The organism is Prolixibacter sp. NT017, from assembly GCF_009617875.1.
Lineage (GTDB): Bacteria > Bacteroidota > Bacteroidia > Bacteroidales > Prolixibacteraceae > Prolixibacter.
Map to the genome: position 1 here is coordinate 425,823 of NZ_BLAV01000001.1, position 23,257 is coordinate 449,079.

Here is a 23,257-nt window from a genome sequence, read left to right on the forward strand (position 1 = left end):
ATTGGTCATGAAAACATTATTAATAAAACTAACTATATTATCATCATTGGTTATTGCTATTCTGGGATGTACGAACGATGAAGAACTAAAAGATACCCGCGTCACAGCCGTAAAGATGCTTTATGAACCGGCTGATGCTAAATCCGTCGTTCTGCAAAGCTCGGCTTCAGCCTCTCTCTATTTTGAGTGGGAACCAGCTAAGGCCGAAGATAGCGGAATGGTATTGTACGAAGTAGCGTTTGACAAGGAAGGAGGGGATTTTTCCGCTCCTGTATACCGGATGGCTTCAGATAATAATGGTGCATACAACCATGCGACAATTACTCACAAATTACTGAATAAAATTGCTGGAATGGCCGGAATCGAGTCTTCGGCAACAGGGAAGATTATCTGGACGGTGTTTTCATCTAAAGGAATTAATGATTTGCAAGCTGAAGAGAGCCGGACACTTGAAATTACCCGTTTGGCTGGGTTTGCAGATATTCCTGTAGATGTATACGTAACTGGTGACGCTAGCGAAGGAGGAACCGATTTGTCCAAAGCAACCATGATGAAATCTGTTGCTAATGGCGAGTTTGACGTATATACTAAACTGGAAGCTGGTAAATCATACCACTTTACCGACGCAAAAGTGGGAACTCCGAGACAGTTTTATGTAGAAAACGGTCTGCTCAAAGAAGGTGATAAAAACTCGACTGTCGAAAAAACGGGGGTTTATCGTATTCACCTGGATTTCAACCTTGGGTCAACTGTTTACACGGAGATCACCGATTTTCAACTCTTTTTCTGCCCGACCAATTCATTCCTTTTCTCCATGGATTATGTCGGTGATGGAACCTTTAAAGCAACCAATCAGCCGATTACCTTCAAACAGGAATCGTGGGGACGGGATGAACGGTATAAGTTCAAGATGACTACGCTGACCAGTACAGGAGATACGGTTGATGAATGGTGGGGAACGCCCAACACCGACAGTCGACCGACGGCTTCAAGTCCGGCTTCTTATTACTATCTGTATCCGGTGAATGACAGCCAATGGGACGGGAAATTCAAGTTTGCAAGTGAGATGGATATGGCTTTGGTGGATGTAACCGCTTACTTCAGAGCCGAAGAACCATACACTCATTCTGTGGTAAAAGTTGGCGATCAGTAAACCAAGTTAACTACATAAACCTGGGGGCAGGTGTATGCCTGCCCCCTCATTTTATTCTAACCGAAGAAAATAAAGCCAATGAAAAGAACCTATTATTTTCTGTTACTATTGGTAGCAATAGTTCAGGCCTGTGGAAAGGACAATACACCGTCTGGTGGTGAAGGGAATGGAGAATATACTATTGATTGGAATGATGCTGCAGATAGCAGCAGCATGAGTTTGACTGATAATTTCTGGAATGCATCGGTTCATTATTTTAACAGTAGTAGCGACGGCAACAACAATTTTCAATACTGGCCGCAGGCTCACGCGTTAAATGTATTGGTAGATGCCTACAAAAGGACGGGGGACAATACCTATCTGTCGATTATCAATCAATGGTACGATGGAGTGAAGGCAGGAAATGGCGGCTCATTCCTGAATCATTTTTATGATGACATGGAATGGAATGCTTTGGCTATGCTTCGCGTGTATGATGCAACCGGTGATACCCGCTTCAAAACGGCAGCCGAAACGGTATGGTCCGATATCCAGACAGGCTGGAATACAAACGGCGGGGGGGGCATTGCCTGGAATAAGTCTGAATTGTACAGTAAAAACGCCTGCTCAAACGGACCAGCTGCTGTACTGGCTGCTCTTTTATATGAGAGGTTCGGGGATGAATCAAACAAAGAATGGGCCATCAAAATCTATAACTGGGAAAAGGAGACACTTTTTAATCCTGCCAGTGGTGCGGTTTATGATAACCTGGATGCGAAAACAGGAGAGATAAAAACGAGTTGGGTTTTTACCTATAATCAAGGTACTTTTTTGGGAGCGGCATTGGAATTGTACAAGATTACAGGAGATAAGAGTTATCTGAACGATGCCGTGAAAGCCGCTGATTACACCTTAAATACATTGGTTAATAGCAATGATCAGTTGTTGAAAGACGAAGGTTCTGGCGACGGAGGCTTGTTCAAAGGCATTTTTATCCGGTATTTCAGCGAATTAATCAAGCTGCCTGATTTGGACTCTGGAACACAAAAACGCTATTTGACATTCCTAAAACACAATGCCGAAATACTTTGGAGAGAAGGCACCAATAAACAACAGGTCTTTTATAGTACGTATTGGAAAACAAAACCTGTAAGCGCGACAGGATTAACTGAACAACTAAGTGGTTCCATGCTGATTGAAGCGGCGGCTTTGCTGCTGGCAAATCCATAATGAATGTCAAGTTGATGTAAGATTTGTCATAAAGGAGAACACTTCCCGTTTTCATTGGATTGCTCTTACGCTAAAAGGTCCGCCTTAATTCAGGTTTTGTGGTTGAAAATTTATAACGCATTCATTTTGATGAGTATATGTATGTTCTGATTTAGATTTCGCTCTGGTAGTTCCGGAGACCTGACAACTGATTAAATCAAACCTGTAAAATGACAAAACACAAACATGCGATTTATCCGACTCGTTACAGTCACATACTTTTGGTACTGTTTCTGCTGGCTTTTCCGGTTATTCCTGCCCTGGCTGAAAAATCTTTTTTTGACCTTCATTCTCCGGACGGTCATATCAACATAGCAATTAATTTAACCGACCATATAGATTATGCCGTTTGTTATGATGATACGGTTTTGATGGATAGTTGCTCGATGGCTCTTGCTCTGAAAGACGAAACTTTAGGAAGCAATCCGGAATTGGTCGCACATCGCATCTATACTATCAATGAAACGATTAAGCGTCCGGTGCCGCTTCGAAACGCATTAGTTAATAACAATTGTAATGTGTTGGTACTACGTTTTCAAAAACACTATTCGGTCGAATTCAGAGCATACAATGATGGGGTTGCTTATCGTTTCGTTACCCGGCAGGGAGAGCGGAAAATAGATGTGACGGATGAAGTAGTCGACTTGCACACTCCTGATACCTGTGATATGGTGGTTACGCCAACTGCTTCGTTTCGGACTGCTTATGAGATTTCCTATGTCCGAACAACTTCAGGGAAGAATGCGGATTTGCATAAAAGTACGTTACCGGTGTTGATCGATACCCGGAAAGGATATAAAATCCTGGTATCAGAAGCAGATCTATTTGACTATCCATGTTTATTTTTGAAAGGAGAAAAAGGAAACCGATCAAAAGGAGTTTTCCCCAAATGCCCTCTGGAATTTGGTCCGGATGGCGATCGGAGTTTGAAGATCGTGAAAAGAGCTAATTATATCGCCCGGACCGATGGAAACAGAAGCTTTCCGTGGAGGGTGTTCATGATTAGTCATAACGACCGACAAATATTCGAAAATGAAATGGTCTTTAAGTTATCACGGACAAATCAACTGGGAAAAACTGACTGGATTAAGCCTGGCCAGGTGACCTGGGAATGGTGGCACGACGCTCGTTTGTACGGAGTCGATTTTAAATCGGGATATAACACCAATTCATATAAATATTATATCGATTTTGCTTCTAAATTTGGTATCCCTTATATCATCATGGATGAAGGCTGGGCTAAAAGTACACTGGACCCATATACACCAAACCCTAATATCGATTTGTTTCGGCTCATCCACTATGGTCAGACCAGGCATGTTAAAATTATCCTGTGGCTTACCTGGCTTACGGTTCAAAATCATCCGGAACTTTTCAAAACGTTCAGTAAATGGGGAATTGCCGGCGTAAAGATTGATTTCATGGATCGGAGTGATCAATGGATGGTCAATTTCTACGAGCGTGTAGCGAGGGAGGCAGCCCAATATCATCTGTTTGTCGACTACCATGGAGCTTTTAAACCGGCAGGAATGGAGCGGGCTTTTCCCAATATTCTTGCTTACGAGGGAGTGGTCGGAATGGAACAGAATATTAGCGGAGGAAGGGCGACTCCTGATAATAATGCTTATCTCCCGTTTATTCGGAATGTGGTGGGACCAATGGATTTTACGCCAGGTGCCATGACCTCTGTACATCCGGAAGATTACTGCTCAACACGAACGAACCCGGAAAGCATGGGGACGCGTGCCTACCAACTAGCCTTGTATGTGGTTTTTGAAAGCGGCCTCCAGATGTTGGCAGATAACCCGTTTTATTACTACCGGGAAAAGGAATGCACAGATTTTATCACTCATGTTCCGGTGCTCTGGGATGAAACCAGGGTAATGGCAGCCCGGGTTGGCTCATATTTCGTTGTCGCAAAGCGAAGAGGGGATAAATGGTTCATCGGAGCAATAACCAATAGTTCTGTCTGTGATTTGACGCTCCATCTTAATTTTTTAACCACGGGACGAAGCTACCAGATGACTGCTTTTGAGGATGGTATAAATGCAGACGTCCAGGCCATGGATTATAGAAAAATAACCAAAACAGTTCAACAGGGTGACAGTTTGCAAATCCATATGGTTCGCGATGGAGGATGGACCGCTGTGTTTCAATGAATTTACAACAGAATTGATTGAGATTGGAGGAAGGGCAACCGCACCAATGCTCTGGGCGGTTGTCCAATTTATTAAAGAAATAATTTAATAGCATGATAAAACAGATAGTTACCGTACTGGTCGGACTGATGCTGGCGGGTTCGTTGCAGGCACAAAAAAAATTAACACAATATGTCAATCCCTTTTTAGGAACTGCTCCCTTAACAAACACTCAGGATATTGGCTACCACCCTCCTGAGGGGTGGCGGGTTTGGGCCGGATTGGTATTTCCCGGAGCTTCAGTTCCTAACGCTATGGTGCAGTTAAGTCCGGTAACCAAATTTCATACAGGGGCCGGATACCAATATGAGGATACCATTATACAAGCTTTTACTCATACGTGTAAAGGACACTGGAACTTGTGTAATATACCCGTTTTACCGGTATCAGGAAAAATATCCGCCGATAACTTTGGGTCAGTCTTTAGCCATGATGATGAATCTGCTCATCCCGGATATTATCAAGTGAACCTGAAACGGTATGGAATTAATGCTGAGTTGACTTCCACTTTACATTGTGGTTTTCACCGTTATTCTTATCCGAAAGGCGACAATAAAAAACTCGTTGTAAACCTGCCCGTTTCCAATGAGCGTGTCCGGGATTGGGGGATAAAACAGGAAGGCGCACATGCCTTCAGTGGCTATCAGGAAACCGGGTCCCGGATTTATTTTTATGCTCAGACCAATATAGAGATTCAACGAATAGAGGAGTTGAAGCAAAGCGGTAAAGATCTGCCTGTTGTCAGTTTTAAACAAGACACAGCAGCTCTGGAAATGAAAATAGGCCTTTCATTTGTAAGCGTTGCTAATGCCAGGGAAAATCTGGAAGCTGAATTGGGCAACAAAAGTTTTGAAGAGGTAAAAGACGAGGCTGCTGACGAATGGGAGAATCTGCTTTCGAAAGTCGTGGTTTCGGGAGGTACCGAAGAACAAAAGGAGCTGTTTTATTCCTCTTTGTATCGGTCTTTTTTGTGGCCTGCTTTGCGAAGTGATGTGAATGGTCAATTTATGGATGAGGGTGGCAAAGTCGTGAAAAAGAATTTCAGGTATTATACGCTTCCTTCACTTTGGGATACTTACAGGAACAAGTTGGTATTATTGGGATGGCTATCGCCTGGAGTTACCGGTGATGTTATTCAATCGCTGGTGGATCGGGGAGAGGTTACAGGGTTTATCCCAACATTCTTTCATGGAGACCATGCGGCAGCATTTATTGCCGGTTCTTATCTTAGAGGAATCCATAATTTTGATACGAAAGAGGCTTATCGTCTGCTGCTTAGAAATGCTACGGTGGCAGGCGGTACGAGACCTTACCTGGCAGAATACATCGAGAAAGGATATATATCCACCCCGGAGGTAAAGAATCCAAATGTAGAGACCAAGGCGAAAGCGGCTGTTACCAAAACACTGGAATATGCTTACGATGACTATGCGGTAGCTTTGCTTGCAAAAGTATTTCATGACCAGAAAAATTATCAGGCTTTGATGAAACGTTCGGAAAACTATCGACACCTGTTCGATCCTTCATCAGGTCTGATGAGGGGGCGTCTTGCAAATGGGAAATGGGTGACACCGTTCAATCCTGAATACCCATATTATGAATATATGTATCGGGAAGCTAATGCCTGGCAATCGTCTTTTTTTGTACCGCAAAATCCGCGGGGACTAATCGATCTATACCCAAGTAAAAAGGCATTTGAAGAAAAGCTGGATTCTTTATTTACGATTCCCTGGAATAGCAAATACATAGCCAGAAATGTCTCTTCTTTTATCGGTCAATATTGTCATGGAAACCAGCCCGACCATAACTATCCCTACCTCTATTATTTTATAGGGAAACAGCCAAAATCACAGGCGGTCATCGACAGTATTATGAACCATTTCTACGGTATGGGAAAAGACGGATTGGCTTTATGCGGAATGGATGATGCAGGCGAAATGTCTTCCTGGTATGTATTTAATGCTATCGGGCTATATCCCTACTCTCCGGCTGACCCAAATTATATCGTTACGGTACCGGTTTTTGATAAGGTCGAGATCCGTCTGGATGATCAGTCAACATTCACGATTGAGAGGAAAGGTGTCGGAAAGCGGATCCGTAGTATCACCTATGATCAACAACCGCTAGATGGCTGGTTTATTTCCCATAAAAAATTGAAAGAGGGAGGTAGAATAATTATCACAACTGAATAGCGACAAGGATATTCATGTCAAACAGAATCTAAATCCAGAAAAATATGACTACCCGAAGGAACTTTATCAGAACAGGGACGCTTACCACTGCGGGCCTGACCATTTCCGGTCTGAATGTGGTGAAAGGAAAAAAGCAAATGACTGCGTTCCGGTCGAAACGCCCTGAACCATCGAAACGCAATTTTACCTCTCAAGCCGTTGAAACAGCGGTCAGGGATACAAAAGCCAAAATAAAAGACCCCAAGCTGGCCTGGATGTTTGAGAATTGTTATCCTAATACGCTTGATACAACTGTGGAATTCACAAAAATTGACGGACGCCCTGATACATTTGTGATTACCGGTGATATTCATGCTATGTGGCTCCGCGACTCTTCTGCCCAGGTGTGGCCCTATCTCCCGTTGGTGAACCAGGATTCGGAATTGAAAGCGTTGCTTTCCGGTGTCATCAACAGACAAACGCAATGTATTCTTTTCGATCCTTATGCAAATGCATTCAATAAAGATGAGACGGAGAAAAGTGAATGGATGAGTGACCTGACGGATATGAAGCCAGGCTTGCATGAGCGAAAATGGGAGATTGATTCTTTGTGTTATCCTGTTCGGCTTGCCTGGCATTACTGGCAGAAAACCGGTGATATTCATCCTTTCGACGAAAAATGGAAAAAAGCAGCTGAATTGATCTATAAAACCTTCGTCACTCAACAACGGAAAGAGGGATTGGGCCCTTATAAATTTGAACGGGAAACAACCCGTCAACTTGATACCCTCTCGAACAACGGACACGGCCGGCCGCTCAATCCGGTCGGACTCATAAATTCCGCATTTCGTCCGTCCGATGACGCAACCACTTATGGTTTTCTTGTTCCGTCCAACTTGTTTGCTGTTACATCACTAAAACAGATGTCAGATATTAGTGAAGAAATCTATGGTGATAAAGTTTTTGCGGAAAAATGCAGAGCATTGGCAACTGAGGTGGAAGATGCTATTCAGCGTTACGCGATAATTGAACATCCCAAATATGGAAAGGTTTTTGCCTACGAGGTGGATGGATTTGGTAATGCAACTTTGATGGATGACAGTAATGTGCCAAGTTTATTGGCATTGCCCTATCTTGGGTGTGTGGAGTCAGATAATGAAACTTATCAGAACACCCGGGAACTGGTGTGGAGTGAGGATAATCCCTATTTTTTTAAGGGGAAGGCAGCGGAAGGAATTGGCGGCCCACATATTGGGTACGATATGGTTTGGCCCATGAGTATTATTATGAGGGCAATGACGAGCACGGACGACAGAGAAATTTCATGGTGTGTGAAAACTCTTCGAGACACGGATGCGGGGACTGGATTTATGCATGAAGCATTTCATAAGGATAATCCCATGACGTTCACCCGTTCATGGTTTGCCTGGGCTAACACACTTTTCGGGGAGTTAATTCTAAAATTGGTTAACGAAGGAAAAATGAAATGCCTGGAATAAACAACGACAGAAGACAAACAACTGGCAGGTTTTTTCATAGATAGTAGATTAGCGGACTCTTCTTCCATAACGGGGGAGAGTCCATTTTCAAAGCGCGTCTTATTGCTCAGTCCATGAGAAAACATTTTTACTGGTAGGAAACATCTGATTCTGGTGCTAAATGCCTTTGCGACGCATCAATTTACAACAGAACTTTCAAATGTTCTAATACCTTTAAAACTTCATCTTTTTCTGGGAGGCAAATAATCTGTCGTTCATCTCCCTGTTCAAAAACGTGTTTAATTTACTGGGCTCACGTTTAACCAGTCTGTTTTGTCTATATCCCCAGATATTACTCTTTGTATTTTCGACAAGTCAGAGGGAGATTTTTATTTCTTCTTCTTTTCCAGCTCGATATCGTAATAAGTTTGGTAATAATCGTAAAAATACCTTTCATCAATACCCGGTTTTCCCCATTCTGAGGACAAAGGTTGGATTCTACGTTACCCTTTGGTTATAGTCTCTAGTGTCTGAGTAGACTCGTGGAATTCCATGACATTTTTTTCGACTGTTTTCTTTTCTTAAGTTCATATTTCAGAATTTTATCAGATTGTATTCCTTTGTGATTGAGGTTTTTGGAATTGTTTCATAATACTTTGATGAATCAAAAATAAGCAAGATTGTTATTCTTATACACCATGAGGAATGACGTATATTTCTCATCATGAGGTGCTTAATGATTTAGTGGTTTTTCGCATTTGATCCACATTTTTCCTTTTGAAATAAACGTATAACGTGTTTATAATAAATGCATTCTGAATTGCGTGAACTATAAGGTGATCTGTTTTTAAGCGTTTGCGGCAAATAGTTGTTTTTCATATAAAAGTAAAGAGGGGGTTGAATCCTGGTACCTCGTCGAAAATGAAGGGGGTAGAGCGATGCTTTAACCCCTTTTTTGTTTGTGATATCTTCTGTTTTCGAAATAAGTCATCAAATGCGAATAAGTGGCAATTATTAATTTACAAAGGGAAAAAACCGGTATTTGTAAAAGATTCCCGATTGAGACGGATAATTTCAATTTCAAACCGAGACTGATGAAACAACCGTTTAACAACCTGACCAAACAAGATATTTATCTTCCTGTGACTCCTGCTTTCCTGTATTATCCAGTTACGAAGCAAAACACCCTATTTGTTCTGTGCGAGATGTAATCAACTGATAAATAATTTTCCCGCAAATCTTATGGATTCATCAGGGGAGACAATCTGGATAACATAACTGAATTGTTCGAAGGAAGCCAATACGGTCAGAGGAGCCGACATTTGTGCGGTTTTGTATGCCATCGTTTCTATTGTCAGCTGTTTACTGGTTGACGGGCAAATTGTCCGATTGGATGGGGTGAGCAGCCTTTGGGGCAGCATCAGTGCCGAAGGGAAAGCGACCGCTGATGAAGCAAATGCCACTACAATTAAAGGAGCGAAAGTCGTTTTTTCTCCGGGCAAAGAGATAAAAGAAATGCTGAAAACAGTAAGCTGCACGAAAAGGGGGGGATGACCGTAAAATTCTGCGCCGTGGAAATTTTTTTTTCACAGCACAAAAATAAATTCTCACGGCATAAAAATTTTTTTTCACCGCAGAGAATTTAGCACGGGTTTCGGTTTATTTGGAGACGATCATTTTCGGGCGTTTCAGTATTCTGTGGCCGTGAATTATGATGACACGGGGGACTATTCTACCATGTTCAAAAGTATTCCGGTTTTTCGCAAGTCCCAAAAGTCTTTCTGCCGATCACCCCATCACTTTGGCTATTCTCATTGTCACAATAGACAAGACTGGTCTTATCTAAGTTCCACCTCTCTTTGGTAAAGGATTTCGGCAGCAAGAATCGGAAAAAAAAGATTTGATAAAGAAACTGACTATTGTTGAGGGAAGATGTCATCAATTAAGGTTGGTCGATCCAACTGAATAACCTTCATTATTCGCGAATAAACTCAGTACTCATTCAAACCATCTGATGCTTAATAACAGTTATCAAAACCCCAGTGAAATTCTTGTATATATTTGAGGGAGCATGACAAAGCACAGGACATGAGAAGGGTGAATTAGAAGCAGATTTATTTGGATGGCTGTTTGTATTGTTTAGATTTGTATAATTTACACTTATTCCGGAAATGGAACTTATGTCGAAAAGATGGGGAAAAGTAAGCTTATCATAGTGAAGGGGTTACTCTTGATGTTTTTGTTGTTTTCAAGTATAGTCTCGTTTTCTGCCAATGTTCAGTTTCATGATATGAACAAGAAATTTGGCATTTCTTTAAGAGAGACTAATGAAGTCATGAAGGACAATTATGGTTTCATTTGGGTTTCTTCCAAGATGGGAATTTTAAGACTTGCCGAAGATGATTATCACATTTATAAGCTTCCCTATGAAACCGCTGATGTCATTAGCGTTAAGCTCGCTTTTAACAAGAAAAAATCTGTTCTTTTTGCCTATACGAACAACGGGCAGATTTTTAAATATAACTCTGTCTATGACCGTTTTGATTTACTGGTCAATCTTAGTAAAATGATGTCCAACCAGTATTTAAGTGTAAATAATATGCTGGTTAGCGACAACAATGTTATCTGGTTAGGAACATCGGCGGGGCTTTATCGATATGCTGACGGAAAGCTGGCACAAGTTGGAAAGTACGATACTAATATTAATGGCTTGGAATGGTATACAAGAGACAAATTATTTGTTGCTCATCTAAACAAGATCACACTATTGGATACTCATGACGGGGACACAGAGCTGTTTTATAAGGGAATACCTGAAGATATCAATGTTTCAAAATTGTATTACGATAAAAAATCTCAGAGACTGTGGGTCGGAACTTTGTCTAGCGGGATGTTTTATCTCACCTCTGATAATACAAAAGTATCGAGCCATAAAATAAATGGTTTACCTAAACAACCGATTTTGGCTGTTGAGGCGAACTCCGATTCAACCCTATTGCTTGGGATCGATGGACAAGGAATTTGGGAGTTGAATAAAAATAACGATCAGATTCTTAACGTGTACAAACAAGATGCTGATAATCCAACATCTCTTAATGGAAATGGAGTTTACGATATCTTTTGCGATGATTCAAGGAGGGTTTGGGTATGCACCTATAGCGGGGGGCTTTCATATTTTGAGCAGGCAACTCCTCAGGTTGAGAGAGTGGAACATATGATTAATAATCACAACTCGCTGGTCGATAATGATGTTAATAGTGTTTGTGAAGATGGAGACCGGAATATTTGGTTTGCAACAAATAATGGGATAAGTCGCTGGGATACAAAAAACAATAAGTGGAGTTCTTATTACAAAAACGAGAAAAAACAAGCGCAGGTTTTTCTTTCCCTATCTGAAGATAATCGAGGAAGAATTTGGGCGGGTACTTATTCTTCGGGTGTATATGTGTTGGATAGTCGGAATGGGAGGGAACTGGCGCATTATTCCAAAGGGATCAGAGGCTCTAAAATTTCGGTTAATTATGTCTTTAGTATTCTTAAGGATTCTCAGGGAGATATATGGATTGGTGGGGTTCAGGGGGATTTAATTTGTTACTCGGACAAAGAGGATAAAGTTCGTTCCTATCCCAATTTTCCAGTTGATGTTATTAAGGAGCTTTCACCCGGGAAGATTTTACTTGGTTGCACCTATGGATTGTTGATGTTAGACAAACGCACCGGAGAAGCGACCCGGTTGTTGGATGGATTTCTGGTTTATGATATTCTGGTAAGAGGAGATGTTATATGGCTGTGTACCAGTGGGGATGGATTGGTGTGGTATAACGTCAAAACTCATAAGTCAGGCACATTCACTACAAAATCGGGTTTACCATCAAATTTTGTCAACAGCATTTCATATGCTAAAGGCTTTTTGTGGTTAGGTACCGAAAATGGATTATGTCGTTTCGATCCTAATGACAATAGTGTGCTTGTGTATCCATCTCGTGTGGCTCTTTCTCATGTATCATTTAATCGGGATGCAAACTATCAACTTAGGGATGGTCGATTGATTTGGGGTACGAACCGTGGAGCCGTGATATTCAATCCCAAATCAATACATAGGGTAAACCCCAAAGGAAAAATCTATTTCCAGGATCTTTTGATTTCGGGGCGTTCAATTCGCGATATACCAAAATTCAAGCTAAAAAGCCCTCTTGATAGTCTGAAATCTATTTCTCTAAAGTATACGCAGAATACGCTGACTCTTAGTTTGGTCTCAGTAGGTACCTCTGTCGCAGATTCGAAATTCTCGTGGAAACTGGAAGGATTGGATAATCAGTGGAGTACGCCTTCCGGTAATCATACACTTACTTATGCTAATATTCCGAGTGGAGATTATGCGTTGAAAATCAAGATGTATGATGGTTCAATCTCTCATCTGATTGATGAGCGGACTATCGTTTTGCATATGATTCCCCCTTTTTGGCAACTTGGCTGGTTTAAGTTTTTGATATTCCTTTTTGTCATGGGAATAACAATAATTGTTTTTGCATACTATATCGATAGGCTCAAGAAGCAACACTCCGAAGAAAAAATTCGTTTTTTCACAAATACTGTGCATGATATTCGTACTTCGCTGACTCTTATCGGTGCACCCATTGAAGAACTGAATAAAGAGTCGAATCTGAGTAAACTTGGACGTTATTATTTAAATCTGGCAACCGAACAAGCCCGCCGTTTATCTTCGGTAGTTACACAATTAATGGACTTTGAGAAGGTTGATGTTGGAAAAGAGCAACTTAACCTGACGATGACAGATGTAGTGAAAGTGATTCAAAATAGAATCCAGATGTTTGAATCACTGGCGAAAAGCAAAGATATCCGTCTTGTCTTCGATTCAAATCAATCGAGCTATGAAGCGGCTTTGGATGAAGTTTTGATTGAGAAAGTTTTGGATAATCTCTTATCAAATGCAATCAAGTATTCTCATCCCAATTCTGAGGTTCACATTAGTTTGGAATGCAACGATAGTAAATGGAGTGTGGAAGTAACAGATCATGGTATTGGTATAAGTAAAAAGGCCCAACGGCAGCTTTTTAAAGAGTTTTACCGGGCAGAGAATGCGATAAACTCAAAAATAGTTGGTTCAGGCATCGGGCTTATACTGACCAGGAATTATATTCATATGCATGGCGGCGATATTTTTTGCACTAGCCAGGAAAATACAGGAACTACATTTCAGGTGGTTATTCCAAAGAAAAAAATATTGCCGGATGAAGAGTCCCTCAGGAAAGGTGAAAGAAGCGAGACCACTGTTTCACCTTTATCTGTGGACAACGAGGAGCTCCAAGAACCACCTGTTCAGGCTCCGCTGACTAGAATGCGGATTTTGGTGGTTGAGGATAATGATGATTTAAGAGGGTTTTTGAGGAATGCATTTCGGGAACAATTTGAAGTGCACGATGCTGGCGATGGTGATGAGGCGTGGAGGTTCATTCAGAAGAGCATGCCTGACTTGGTTGTTTCGGATATTATGATGCCTAATATGGATGGCTTCGAATTGTGCCAAAAGATGAAGTCAACTTACGAGACTTCTCACATTCCTGTCATTCTTCTTACATCTATGTCTGCAAAAGCGCAGAAGTTGCATGGTCTGGGACTGGGGGCCGATGATTATTTGACCAAACCATTTGATGTGTCTGTTTTGATACAGAAGATAAAATCAATTGTTCAGAACCGAAATGCAGTAAGGGAAAAGGCTCTGAAATTAATAAGGAGCGACGAGCAGGAATCTATATTGGCAAATGAGATGAATGATAAGTTTGTAAAACAGATGTTAGAGGTTGTCAGGGCAAATATTTCCAATACCGAATTCAACAAAGATGAATTTGCATCTGCCATGAACGTGAGTTCATCTCTATTGTACAAGAAGGTTAAATCTCTGACGGATCAATCTCCCACAGATTTCGTAAAAAGCGTTCGGCTGGATCACGCGTTGGAGCTCTTGCAAGGGGGGCGTCACACAGTCACAGAAATAAGCGAATTATGCGGATTCTCCAGTGTCGGATATTTTAGTACAGTATTTAAAAAGCACTTTGGAAAATCTCCGACGGATATATTGTAGGTTGGTATGGATTGGTCTGGTCGTGGTTGCAGCTGATGTATGTTTGTTAAACTGGTATATGAAGAGTCGTCGTATGTCAGTTTTTTTTTATGCATTATTAAATAGTTGATATTTAGGTTATAGAATGTTGTGTCCGGGTGGTGAAAATCTAAATTTTAAAATCAAAATCTAAAATTACAAAAGTATATCGCCAAGAAGTTTATTTAACATATGACTTAGGATTGAGGTTAGGGTGTTTGTTGTTAATGTGCACAATGTGAGTGATTTGTATTATTTTTGATTCTCTCCATTTATTTGTATCTCAAATTTAAAAATCTGTGTCTGTAATTGAAATATCAAAATAATGTCAGGGTTTAGTTTTACGCCAGTAAGATAAATTTTTCAAACCTAACATTGTTGCTATGAATAAATCATCATTACGACCGGTAAAGCGTTTGGCTTTTTCTAAAATTAAAATTCCTATGCCCTCATCTTCTTCTTGTTCAGAAGATTGTGCAGTATCACTTATTAATTGCATGAGTTTGATTGCCTGCTGACTTCGGGTGATAAATCAACGTTGCCAGATGGTAGGTTGATTTGGTGAGTTGGAATGTAAACTGCAATGCAAGAAGATATCTCATTATCATGATGATATGAGTCAGTTAAATAGTTTGTTGTGCATAGCTTTAGAAGCTGTATTTGTAAGTGGAGTTATCGGAATACTTATCGGGTATTTTGTGTGTTGGGATCTCTTGCGATTCACTCTACTCCAATTGAAGCAGACAAAAAGCATATCATCAGGATTGTAGATTACTTTTTCATTTTCAGGAATTTTCTGACTTCTTCTGCAGCACGCTTATTTGAGCTTAATACACATGATTCTCATATCAAGTGATTTGTAACTACGACTACTCATTGAATAACTAAAATCGATTTAAAATTCAAGCCTATGATTAAGACAAAGAACAACTACTGTATGCCTCTTGAGAGGGCAATGATTATTTACGACAAAATAGTCACCTGAATATTTCTTGTTAGTGAAAAACTGTCAAAAGATATAGATAATGAAATTAATATAGGAAATGAAAAACAGAAAGATACAATATCAAACGATTTCTTTATCAGCATTAAGATTGAAGTTGTTTGTCACAGGAATCGGGATGGTCTTATTGCTAATTTGCAGTAGTACATCAGTGTTTGCACAAAACGAGACTTACGTTCATGGTACTGTGGTAGACGAACAGCACGAACCAATTGTCGGAGCTGCAGTTGTGGTAAAAGGAGAGCCAACGATTGGTGTTGTTACTGATGTAAACGGAAAGTTCTCTCTCAAAGTGCCAGAAGGGGCAAAAGCACTTATGGTTTCTTTCATCGGCATGAAGGCACAGGAAATTCCGGTTGATACAAAAAAGAGTATTACTGTTGTCTTAAAGCCTCAATCGGTTCAGTTGAATGAAACAGTTGTGGTTGGATATGGTCAGCAGAAAAAGAAGAGTGTGGTTGGCGCAATAGCGCAGACCAAAGGCGAAGTCCTGGAGAAGTCTGGAGGTGTTCCGACTGTGGGGCAAGCTTTAACCGGTAATTTACCGGGAGTTATAACTGTTTCAACACAAGGAACTCCTGGAGCCGAAGATCCCAAGATTTATATTCGGGGTCAAAGTACGTGGAATAACAGCGATCCGCTGATTTTGGTCGATGGAATCGAACGACCAATGAACAGTGTGGATGTTAGTTCGATTGCCAGTATCTCTGTATTAAAGGATGCGTCGGCTACTGCGGTATATGGTGTAAGAGGCGCGAATGGTGTAATTTTGATTACCACAAAGCATGGAAAGGAAGGTAAGGCTCAGATACGGGTTACTGCTAATACAACCATGAAATTGCCATCGAAACTGGCGAGTAAATACGACTCTTATGATGCGCTGAATTTGCGAAATCAAGCAATCGAACGTGAATTGGCGCTTTATCCGTCAGCGTGGGATGAATACCTGCCTCAGGCAATACTCAATAAGTATCGTAATCCTGCCAATGAAACAGAAAGAGAGCGCTACCCGAACGTGGATTGGCACGACGTGATGATCAAAAAATTTGCTATGGACCATAACGTCAATGTGAATGCTTCGGGTGGTACTTCTTTCGTTAAATATTTCACTTCGGTCGACTATCTATACGAAGGTGATATTTTGAAGAAGATCCCCAATGGGAAATCTTATAATCCTGGATATGGATACAACCGTCTCAATGTTCGAAGTAACTTAGATTTCAATTTGACTAAAACGACTGTTCTGACGGTTAATCTTTCCGGTTCTTATGGTGTTAAGCAGGATGCATACGGCCAGGACGACTGGGAATATCGTATTTGGAGTAGTATTTACAGTACCCCACCGGACGCCTACTTACCTAAATATCCTGATGGTTCGTGGGGATACTATTTCAAGCACGAGGTTGATGCTATTAACTCCGCTGCTACAATAGCCAATAACGGTATCCGGAAAATTACAACTACCCGGATTAATACTGATTATACATTGAAGCAGGATTTAAGTATGCTCTTAAAGGGGCTGAATGCGAAAGGTACACTCTCTTACGATAATACCTTTAAAACCGTAGGAGGAATTTATGACAATGGCAATATCCAACAAAAATGGATAGATCCTGCTACTGGAGAAGCAACCTATACTCAATATTTAGGGACAAACCAGTTTGATTTTATACCAACGCGTTGGAGTCCCCGGGCTGATGAAACGTATACAAACAGATGGGGAGGGAGTGAAAACTACCGTAAGTTATATTATGAGTTACAGCTAAACTATGGCAGAAAATTCGGGCAGCACGACGTAACAGCTATGGGAGTGTTTAGTCGTGACCAATACGCTACGGGTAGTGAATTTCAGCATTTTCGTGAGGACTGGGTTTCCCGTGTCACTTATAATTATGCATCCAAATACTTTCTTGAGGTAAATGGTGCCTATAACGGTTCGGAGAAGTTTGGCCCCAGCAATCGTTTTGCTTTTTTCCCTTCCGGAGCTGTAGGATGGATGATTAGCCAGGAAGGATTCATGAAGTCATTGAAATTTCTGGATATGCTGAAACTTCGTGCTTCCTATGGATTGGTAGGAGATGACAACGTGAGTGAACGATGGCTCTATATGACCCAGTGGACCTATGGTGGAAATACGCATTTGGGATCAACCAGTTCCGATACCAGTCCTTATACGTGGTGGTCGGAATCCAAAATTGGAAACCCTGATATTCATTGGGAGAAGGTTGCAAAAGCTAATTTTGGAGTAGATTATTCTTTCCTGAATAACTTATTCGCAGGTAGTGTAGATGTTTTCAACGATTACCGGACTGATATTCTCTTGGCAGGCAACAGCCGGGCGGTTCCTTCATATTTTGGAGGTACACCGGCAATGGCTAACCTTGGTAAGGTTCGTGTAAAAGGTTATGAATTAGAATTACGTGTTAATAAGACATTACCTAACGGAGTTCGCCTGTGGGGGAACTTTAATATGTCACATGCGAAGGATCGGGTTATTGAAGCGGATGATCCGCTGCTCAAAGATAATTATTTGAAAACTGAAGGAAAGCAAATTGGGCAAACCCGTTCCATGATAAGTGATGGTTACTATAATACATGGGATCAGGTTTACAGTAGTACCCGGTTGAATACATATGATGCAGAAAAACTACCAGGGAACCTTTATATCGTGGATTTTAACGGCGATGGAGTGATTGACTCTTACGATAATGTGCCCTATGGATATCCCGAGCGTCCTCAGAATACATATAGCGCAAAAATCGGTGTCGATTGGAAAGGATTTAGCGCTTTTGTGCAGTTCTACGGTGTAAACAATGCCAATCGCTATTTGTCACTGGCCGATTTCTCGGGACATATTGACAGGGCTTACAACAATGGTACAGTTTGGACGAAAGACAATCCGAACGCGAATATACCGATGCCGCGGTGGGATTCTCACATGGCCTATACGGGAACCACGTATTTGTACGACGGCTCCTACGTTCGATTGAAGAATGCTGAGATTGCTTATACGTTCAGGAGCAATATATCATCCTGGCTTGACCGAATTGGTGCTAATTCTCTTCGTGTTTATTTGAACGGCGATAACTTATTGTTATGGACGAAGATGCCGGATGACCGTGAAGTTAATATGGGGGCATCTACAGCCTATCCTACAGTGAGACGCATCAATCTTGGGCTTAATTTAACTTTCTAAAACAGGCGTAATGAAAAGATATATAAAAAATATTTTAAGAGGTCTGGTCTTTTTCTCGATAATCGGACTGACCGCTTGTACTAAATTTCTCGACAGGGCACCTGAGGCGGAAGTTTCGTCAACGGATGCTTTTATCAACTTCACTAACTTTCAGGGATATACAGAAATGCTGTATAGTTGCGTTCCTGATTATACTTCGGCGAACTGGGCCACAGATTGGAATATGGGCGATGCGGTAGTTCATAAAGACGGTGGAATATGGCTGGATGACATATTTGATAAGGGAGATTACTGGGGTTGGACAAACAGCTCGTGGATTTCCTGGTTAGATAATGGCTCTGTTGTAACTGGAGCTGGTGATCGGGGGAGAGGTCTGTGGCCCAATGCCTGGTATGCTATTCGTAAAGCGAATTTAGGCTTGGAGAATTTGGATCTGCTAACAGATGCGACTCAGGAAGAGAAGGATCTGATTAAGGGTCAATTGTTGTTTTTCCGTGGCTGGTTCCATTTCGAACTGATGACTTACTGGGGAGGACTTCCATACATAAATCATGTGTTATCATCTAACGAAAAACTGGAATTGCCACGTCTGAGTTATCAACAGCTGGCTGATAGTGTGGCCCGGGACTTTAGGGAAGCTGCCGACCTTTTACCAGTTGATTGGGATAATACTGAGGCAGGGAAGCTTACTTTGGGTAAAAACGAACAGCGAATCACCAAGATAACAGCGTTGGGCTATTTAGGCAAAGATTATCTCTATGCAGGAAGCCCCCTGATGAATAAATCTTCTACCGGCAGTGCCACATTTAACGCTGACTATTGTCAGAAAGCAGCAGCAGCATTTGCTGAATTATTGAAGTATGTCGATAGCGGAGCTACTAAAGTAAGGTTAGTTGATTTCTCGAATTACAGCAATCTTTTTTATAGTAGTGGACGAAACGGAGCAATACCGGGATATCCAGAAACCATTTTTCAGTCACCTGTTTATAGCTCTTGGTTTTTAGGTTGTCCCTGGGGGCCAAGTTCCCTGTTTACGGAGGCAAATATTGGTGGTGGTTATTCATCTCCGAATGCCCGGTTTGTTGAAAATTATGGTATGGCTAATGGTTTGCCGATCGATGATCCCCAATCTGGTTATGATCCGGCAGATCCCTGGGCTAATCGTGATCCACGCTTTTACCACGACATTGTTATTGACGGCGATCAGGTAATTAAAGGTTCCGCTCCGGCTGACAAAGAAAAGTATCGTTATGCGGCACTATACAATGGAGGTCACAGTCGAAATGCCCAGGCTACAGGTCGTACCGGCTATCTGCTTCGAAAACTGACGCCAATGACGGCCAATAGTATCGATAATTTTCCCGACAATTACATGCACTTGTCCTATATGCGTTTGGCCGATGTTTACCTGATGTATTCCGAAGCAGTTTTGCAAGGATATGGTTCGGCAACTGCTAGTTATCCCGGATATATGACTGCTGAGGAGGCATTCAACAAGGTACGAACCCGCAGTGGAGCTGGTCCGGTTGCACAGAAATATGTAGCCGACAAAGATAAGTTTATGGGCGAAATTGTTCGTGAGCGTGCTGTTGAACTCGGTTTTGAGGGTGACTTCCGTTTTAATGATTTAAGGCGTTGGATGCTTGCAGGAGAATTGAAATACCGGGAAAAAACCGAAGTCGATTTTGACCGTGGTCCTGATGGTAAACCAATCAATATGAAAGAAAAAGTGATTTTGACGCGTCCCTTTGAACCCAAAGACTATTGGTTGCCACTGAAAATTGACGATGTATCACTCTATCCTTCATTTGGTCAGAATCCGGGATGGTAAATAACTTAACTAAAAAGGAAGAATAATGAAACTAATAAGAATAGGATTGATTTTATTCGGAATGTGCTTCGGTTTCATTGGGGGAGCTGCAGGACAAACTTCCAATATTGAAAATACTGCCACTTCCGGAAATGACTCTTTGGTACATGTGGTTTACGGAGCCGGCGATAAATCGGTGAATGTAGCATATAGGACTGAAAAAGAGAAAGACGTGTCCGGTGCTATCTCCGTATTGAATCCTTCAGATTACCTGGATAAGGGGTATAGTACTAATCCGTTGGATGGTGTTGCCGCTTTTGTTGGTGGAAATAATCTGTGGAATATGGGAAAAGCGTTAGTACTAATTGACGGAGTCCCTCGTTCTATAAACGATGTTACGCCAAGTGAAATCGCGCAGATTACATTTTTGAAAGGCGCTAATGCAGTAGTACTATATGGTAGTCGTGCTGCCAACGGAGTAATTCAGATTACGACAAAGCGAGGAAAAGCTGGTAAACGTTGGACTAGTGTTCGCGCTAACGCAGGTGTTAACATGCCGATAGCTTATCCAAAATATCTTGGCTCAGCTGAATACATGAAGTATTACAATCAGGCTTCAGTGAATGACGGACTTGCTCCTTTGTATGATGATGCCACGATTAGTAATTATGCAACTCAATCAAATCCGTATCGATACCCGGACGTTAACTACTATTCGTCCGATTATTTACGCAAGTTGTTTAACACCTATTCTGCTAATGCGCAGTTTTCGGGTGGTAACGATCGTGCCCGATTTTATGCCGAGGTTGGCTTTCAGAACCAGAATTCGTTGTTGAAAATTGGTGAAGGAAACAACGAGACAAATAACCGGTTGAATGTACGTGGTAATATTGATTTAAAGATTAATGACTATATCACTACTTATGTTAATGTATCAACAGTATTCTATGACAGTCGCTCGGCAAATGGTAATTATTGGAATGAGGCGGCTTCTATTCAGCCTCATCGTTTTTCACCACTTATCCCGATTGATTTAATTTCGAAAACCTCGGATGCTGCTCAGCAGTTGGTGGCTAACAGCCGGCATATTATTGATGGAAAATATTTGTTGGGAGGCTCTCAGCAATATCTCACCAACCCGATTGCCGATGCATATGCGGCTGGACATACTACTTTCACCAGTCGTCAGTTTCAGTATACTGGCGGAGTTAACGCCGACCTTAACAAGTTTTTGCAAGGCTTGTCCTTTCATGGACAAATGAGTGTAGACTATTCGAATACGTATAATGAATCGATTAATAATACTTATGCTGTCTATGTGCCGACTTGGGACGCTAATAATGATTCCATTACCAGTCTTACCAAATACAATAAAGATAGTAATACCGGGACTCAAAACCTGAGTGACAATTGGAACGATCAGGTGATTGATTTTAATTTTCACTTCGACTATGTGAATACTTTCAAGGAAAAGCATAACGTATCTGCCATGTTGGTTGCTGCGGCAACCCGGCAACGACAAACCGGCAATTTCCAGTATGGCACTAACGCCAATCTTGGAGTTCAGATGGCATACAATTACGCGCACAAATACTACGTCGACTTCAGTGGCGCTGTTGTTAACTCGACTAAATTGTCTACCAAAAAACGAGTTGCTTTTTCACCAACTCTGAATCTGGGATGGGTATTGAGCGATGAAGGTTTTCTGAAAGGTTCCGACGTTGTTAATCGCTTAAAGCTGACCGCCTCCGCTGGTGTTGTCAACACCGATTTGGATATTGACAACTATTATTTGTACGATGCTGTTTACGCTCCCACTGCCTATTTTTCATGGCAGGATGGAAATTTCACGAACAGAACGACCACCATTTTACGTGGGGCAAACAGAAATTTGGCCTATACCAAGCGAAAGGAAGTCAATTTCGGAATAGAAAGCTCTTTGTTTAACCGGAAACTGGATCTCAAGGCGACTGCATTCTTTATCAAAAAGGATGGAATGCCTGTTCAGGCTTATACGCAATATCCGAGTTATTTTTATACTTCTTACCCCGAAACCTCTTTTGTGCCTTATACAAATTTTGAAGCAAACAGCTATCATGGATTTGATTTTCAGTTGAATTTCCATAAACAGTTGGGAGAAGTGAATTTGACGATTGGTGCAGCCGGAACCTATGTAAAGACAAAAGCATTGAAGCGCGATGAGCTTTATGAAGACTCGTATCGCAATCGTGCCGGTAAACCGGTTGATGCTATTTTCGGCTTGCAGAGCGAAGGTTTTTTCGCCGACCAAGCTGATATTGACGGCCATGCATTGCAGAAATTTGGTGAGGTTAAGCCGGGTGATATTAAGTACAAAGATCAGAACGGAGACGGTGTGATTGATGAACGAGATGAAGTAATGATCGGACATTGGGGAAGTACGTTTACCGGCGGATTAAATTTTACAGCCCAATGGAAAGACTTGACACTTTTTGTCCTGGGAACAACGTCGATTGGAGGAACAGGCATGAAGAACAGTGACTATTATTGGGTATACGGTGATAGAAAGTATTCAGATGTCGTCCGCAACAGCTGGACTGAAGAAAATAAGAATACTGCAACCTATCCTCGGTTAACTACTCTAAGTGGAAACAATAACTTCCGTAACTCAGATTTCTGGACTTACAGTACTGATCGTGTCGATCTTTCTAAGGTACAGTTGACTTATTCTTTGCCGAAGAGTGTTTTGCAAAACTCTTATCTGAAAGGTTTGAATATTTATGTCAGTGGCTCAAACCTGCTGACTATTTCAAAGAATAAGGATATTCTGCAGCTGAACGTTGGTGGGGTACCCCAGACACGCTTCTACAATATGGGTATCAAAGCTGAATTTTAAGGGA

General features: G+C 41.5%; 11 protein-coding genes. 10 read left to right on the top strand and 1 reads right to left on the bottom strand.

All coding sequences use genetic code 11. The features are described 5' to 3' along the window. Window positions 1-7: 7 nt before the first annotated feature. The 7 genes from GJU87_RS01755 to GJU87_RS01780 all read left to right on the top strand — a co-directional run bounded on the left by GJU87_RS01755 (window position 8) and on the right by GJU87_RS01780 (window position 14,351). Complete coding sequence (locus tag GJU87_RS01755) at window positions 8-1,153, top strand: SusE domain-containing protein (RefSeq protein ID WP_153637936.1); 1,146 nt, start codon at window positions 8-10, stop codon at window positions 1,151-1,153. Between the two features lie 78 nt (window positions 1,154-1,231). Then, window positions 1,232-2,362: a glycoside hydrolase family 76 protein gene (locus tag GJU87_RS01760; RefSeq protein ID WP_153637937.1), complete on the top strand. Its 1,131-nt coding sequence runs from the start codon at window positions 1,232-1,234 to the stop codon at window positions 2,360-2,362. A 209-nt stretch (window positions 2,363-2,571) separates the two neighbouring features. Next, entirely contained in the window at window positions 2,572-4,560 is a 1,989-nt protein-coding gene (locus GJU87_RS01765) for a glycoside hydrolase family 97 protein (protein ID WP_153637938.1), read from the top strand. Between the two features lie 92 nt (window positions 4,561-4,652). Then, complete coding sequence (locus GJU87_RS01770) at window positions 4,653-6,791, top strand: GH92 family glycosyl hydrolase (protein ID WP_153637939.1); 2,139 nt, start codon at window positions 4,653-4,655, stop codon at window positions 6,789-6,791. 44 nt (window positions 6,792-6,835) lie between these two features. Beyond that, window positions 6,836-8,269: a glycoside hydrolase family 125 protein gene (locus tag GJU87_RS01775; RefSeq protein ID WP_153637940.1), complete on the top strand. Its 1,434-nt coding sequence runs from the start codon at window positions 6,836-6,838 to the stop codon at window positions 8,267-8,269. 1,257 nt (window positions 8,270-9,526) lie between these two features. Beyond that, a complete protein-coding gene (locus GJU87_RS21740) occupies window positions 9,527-9,802 on the top strand; it encodes a hypothetical protein (RefSeq protein ID WP_373921483.1) in 276 nt (91 codons plus the stop codon). A 736-nt stretch (window positions 9,803-10,538) separates the two neighbouring features. After that, window positions 10,539-14,351 (top strand): hybrid sensor histidine kinase/response regulator transcription factor, encoded by a 3,813-nt coding sequence (locus GJU87_RS01780; protein WP_228491812.1) that lies wholly within the window; start codon window positions 10,539-10,541, stop codon window positions 14,349-14,351. Window positions 14,352-14,697: 346 nt separating this feature from the next. On the opposite strand, the gene GJU87_RS01785 is transcribed toward GJU87_RS01780, so the two are convergent. Further along, window positions 14,698-14,868, bottom strand: a complete 171-nt coding sequence (locus tag GJU87_RS01785; protein ID WP_153637941.1) for a hypothetical protein — start codon at window positions 14,866-14,868, stop codon at window positions 14,698-14,700. Window positions 14,869-15,412: 544 nt separating this feature from the next. Here GJU87_RS01785 and GJU87_RS01790 point away from each other — a divergent pair. Genes GJU87_RS01790 through GJU87_RS01800 form a run of 3 tightly spaced genes read left to right on the top strand, consistent with a single transcriptional unit; the run spans window position 15,413 to window position 23,253 of the window. After that, window positions 15,413-18,568, top strand: a complete 3,156-nt coding sequence (locus GJU87_RS01790) for a TonB-dependent receptor (RefSeq protein ID WP_153637942.1) — start codon at window positions 15,413-15,415, stop codon at window positions 18,566-18,568. Between the two features lie 10 nt (window positions 18,569-18,578). After that, entirely contained in the window at window positions 18,579-20,399 is a 1,821-nt protein-coding gene (locus GJU87_RS01795) for a RagB/SusD family nutrient uptake outer membrane protein (protein ID WP_153637943.1), read from the top strand. A 25-nt stretch (window positions 20,400-20,424) separates the two neighbouring features. Beyond that, window positions 20,425-23,253, top strand: a complete 2,829-nt coding sequence (locus tag GJU87_RS01800; RefSeq protein ID WP_228491813.1) for a SusC/RagA family TonB-linked outer membrane protein — start codon at window positions 20,425-20,427, stop codon at window positions 23,251-23,253. Window positions 23,254-23,257: the final 4 nt, after the last annotated feature.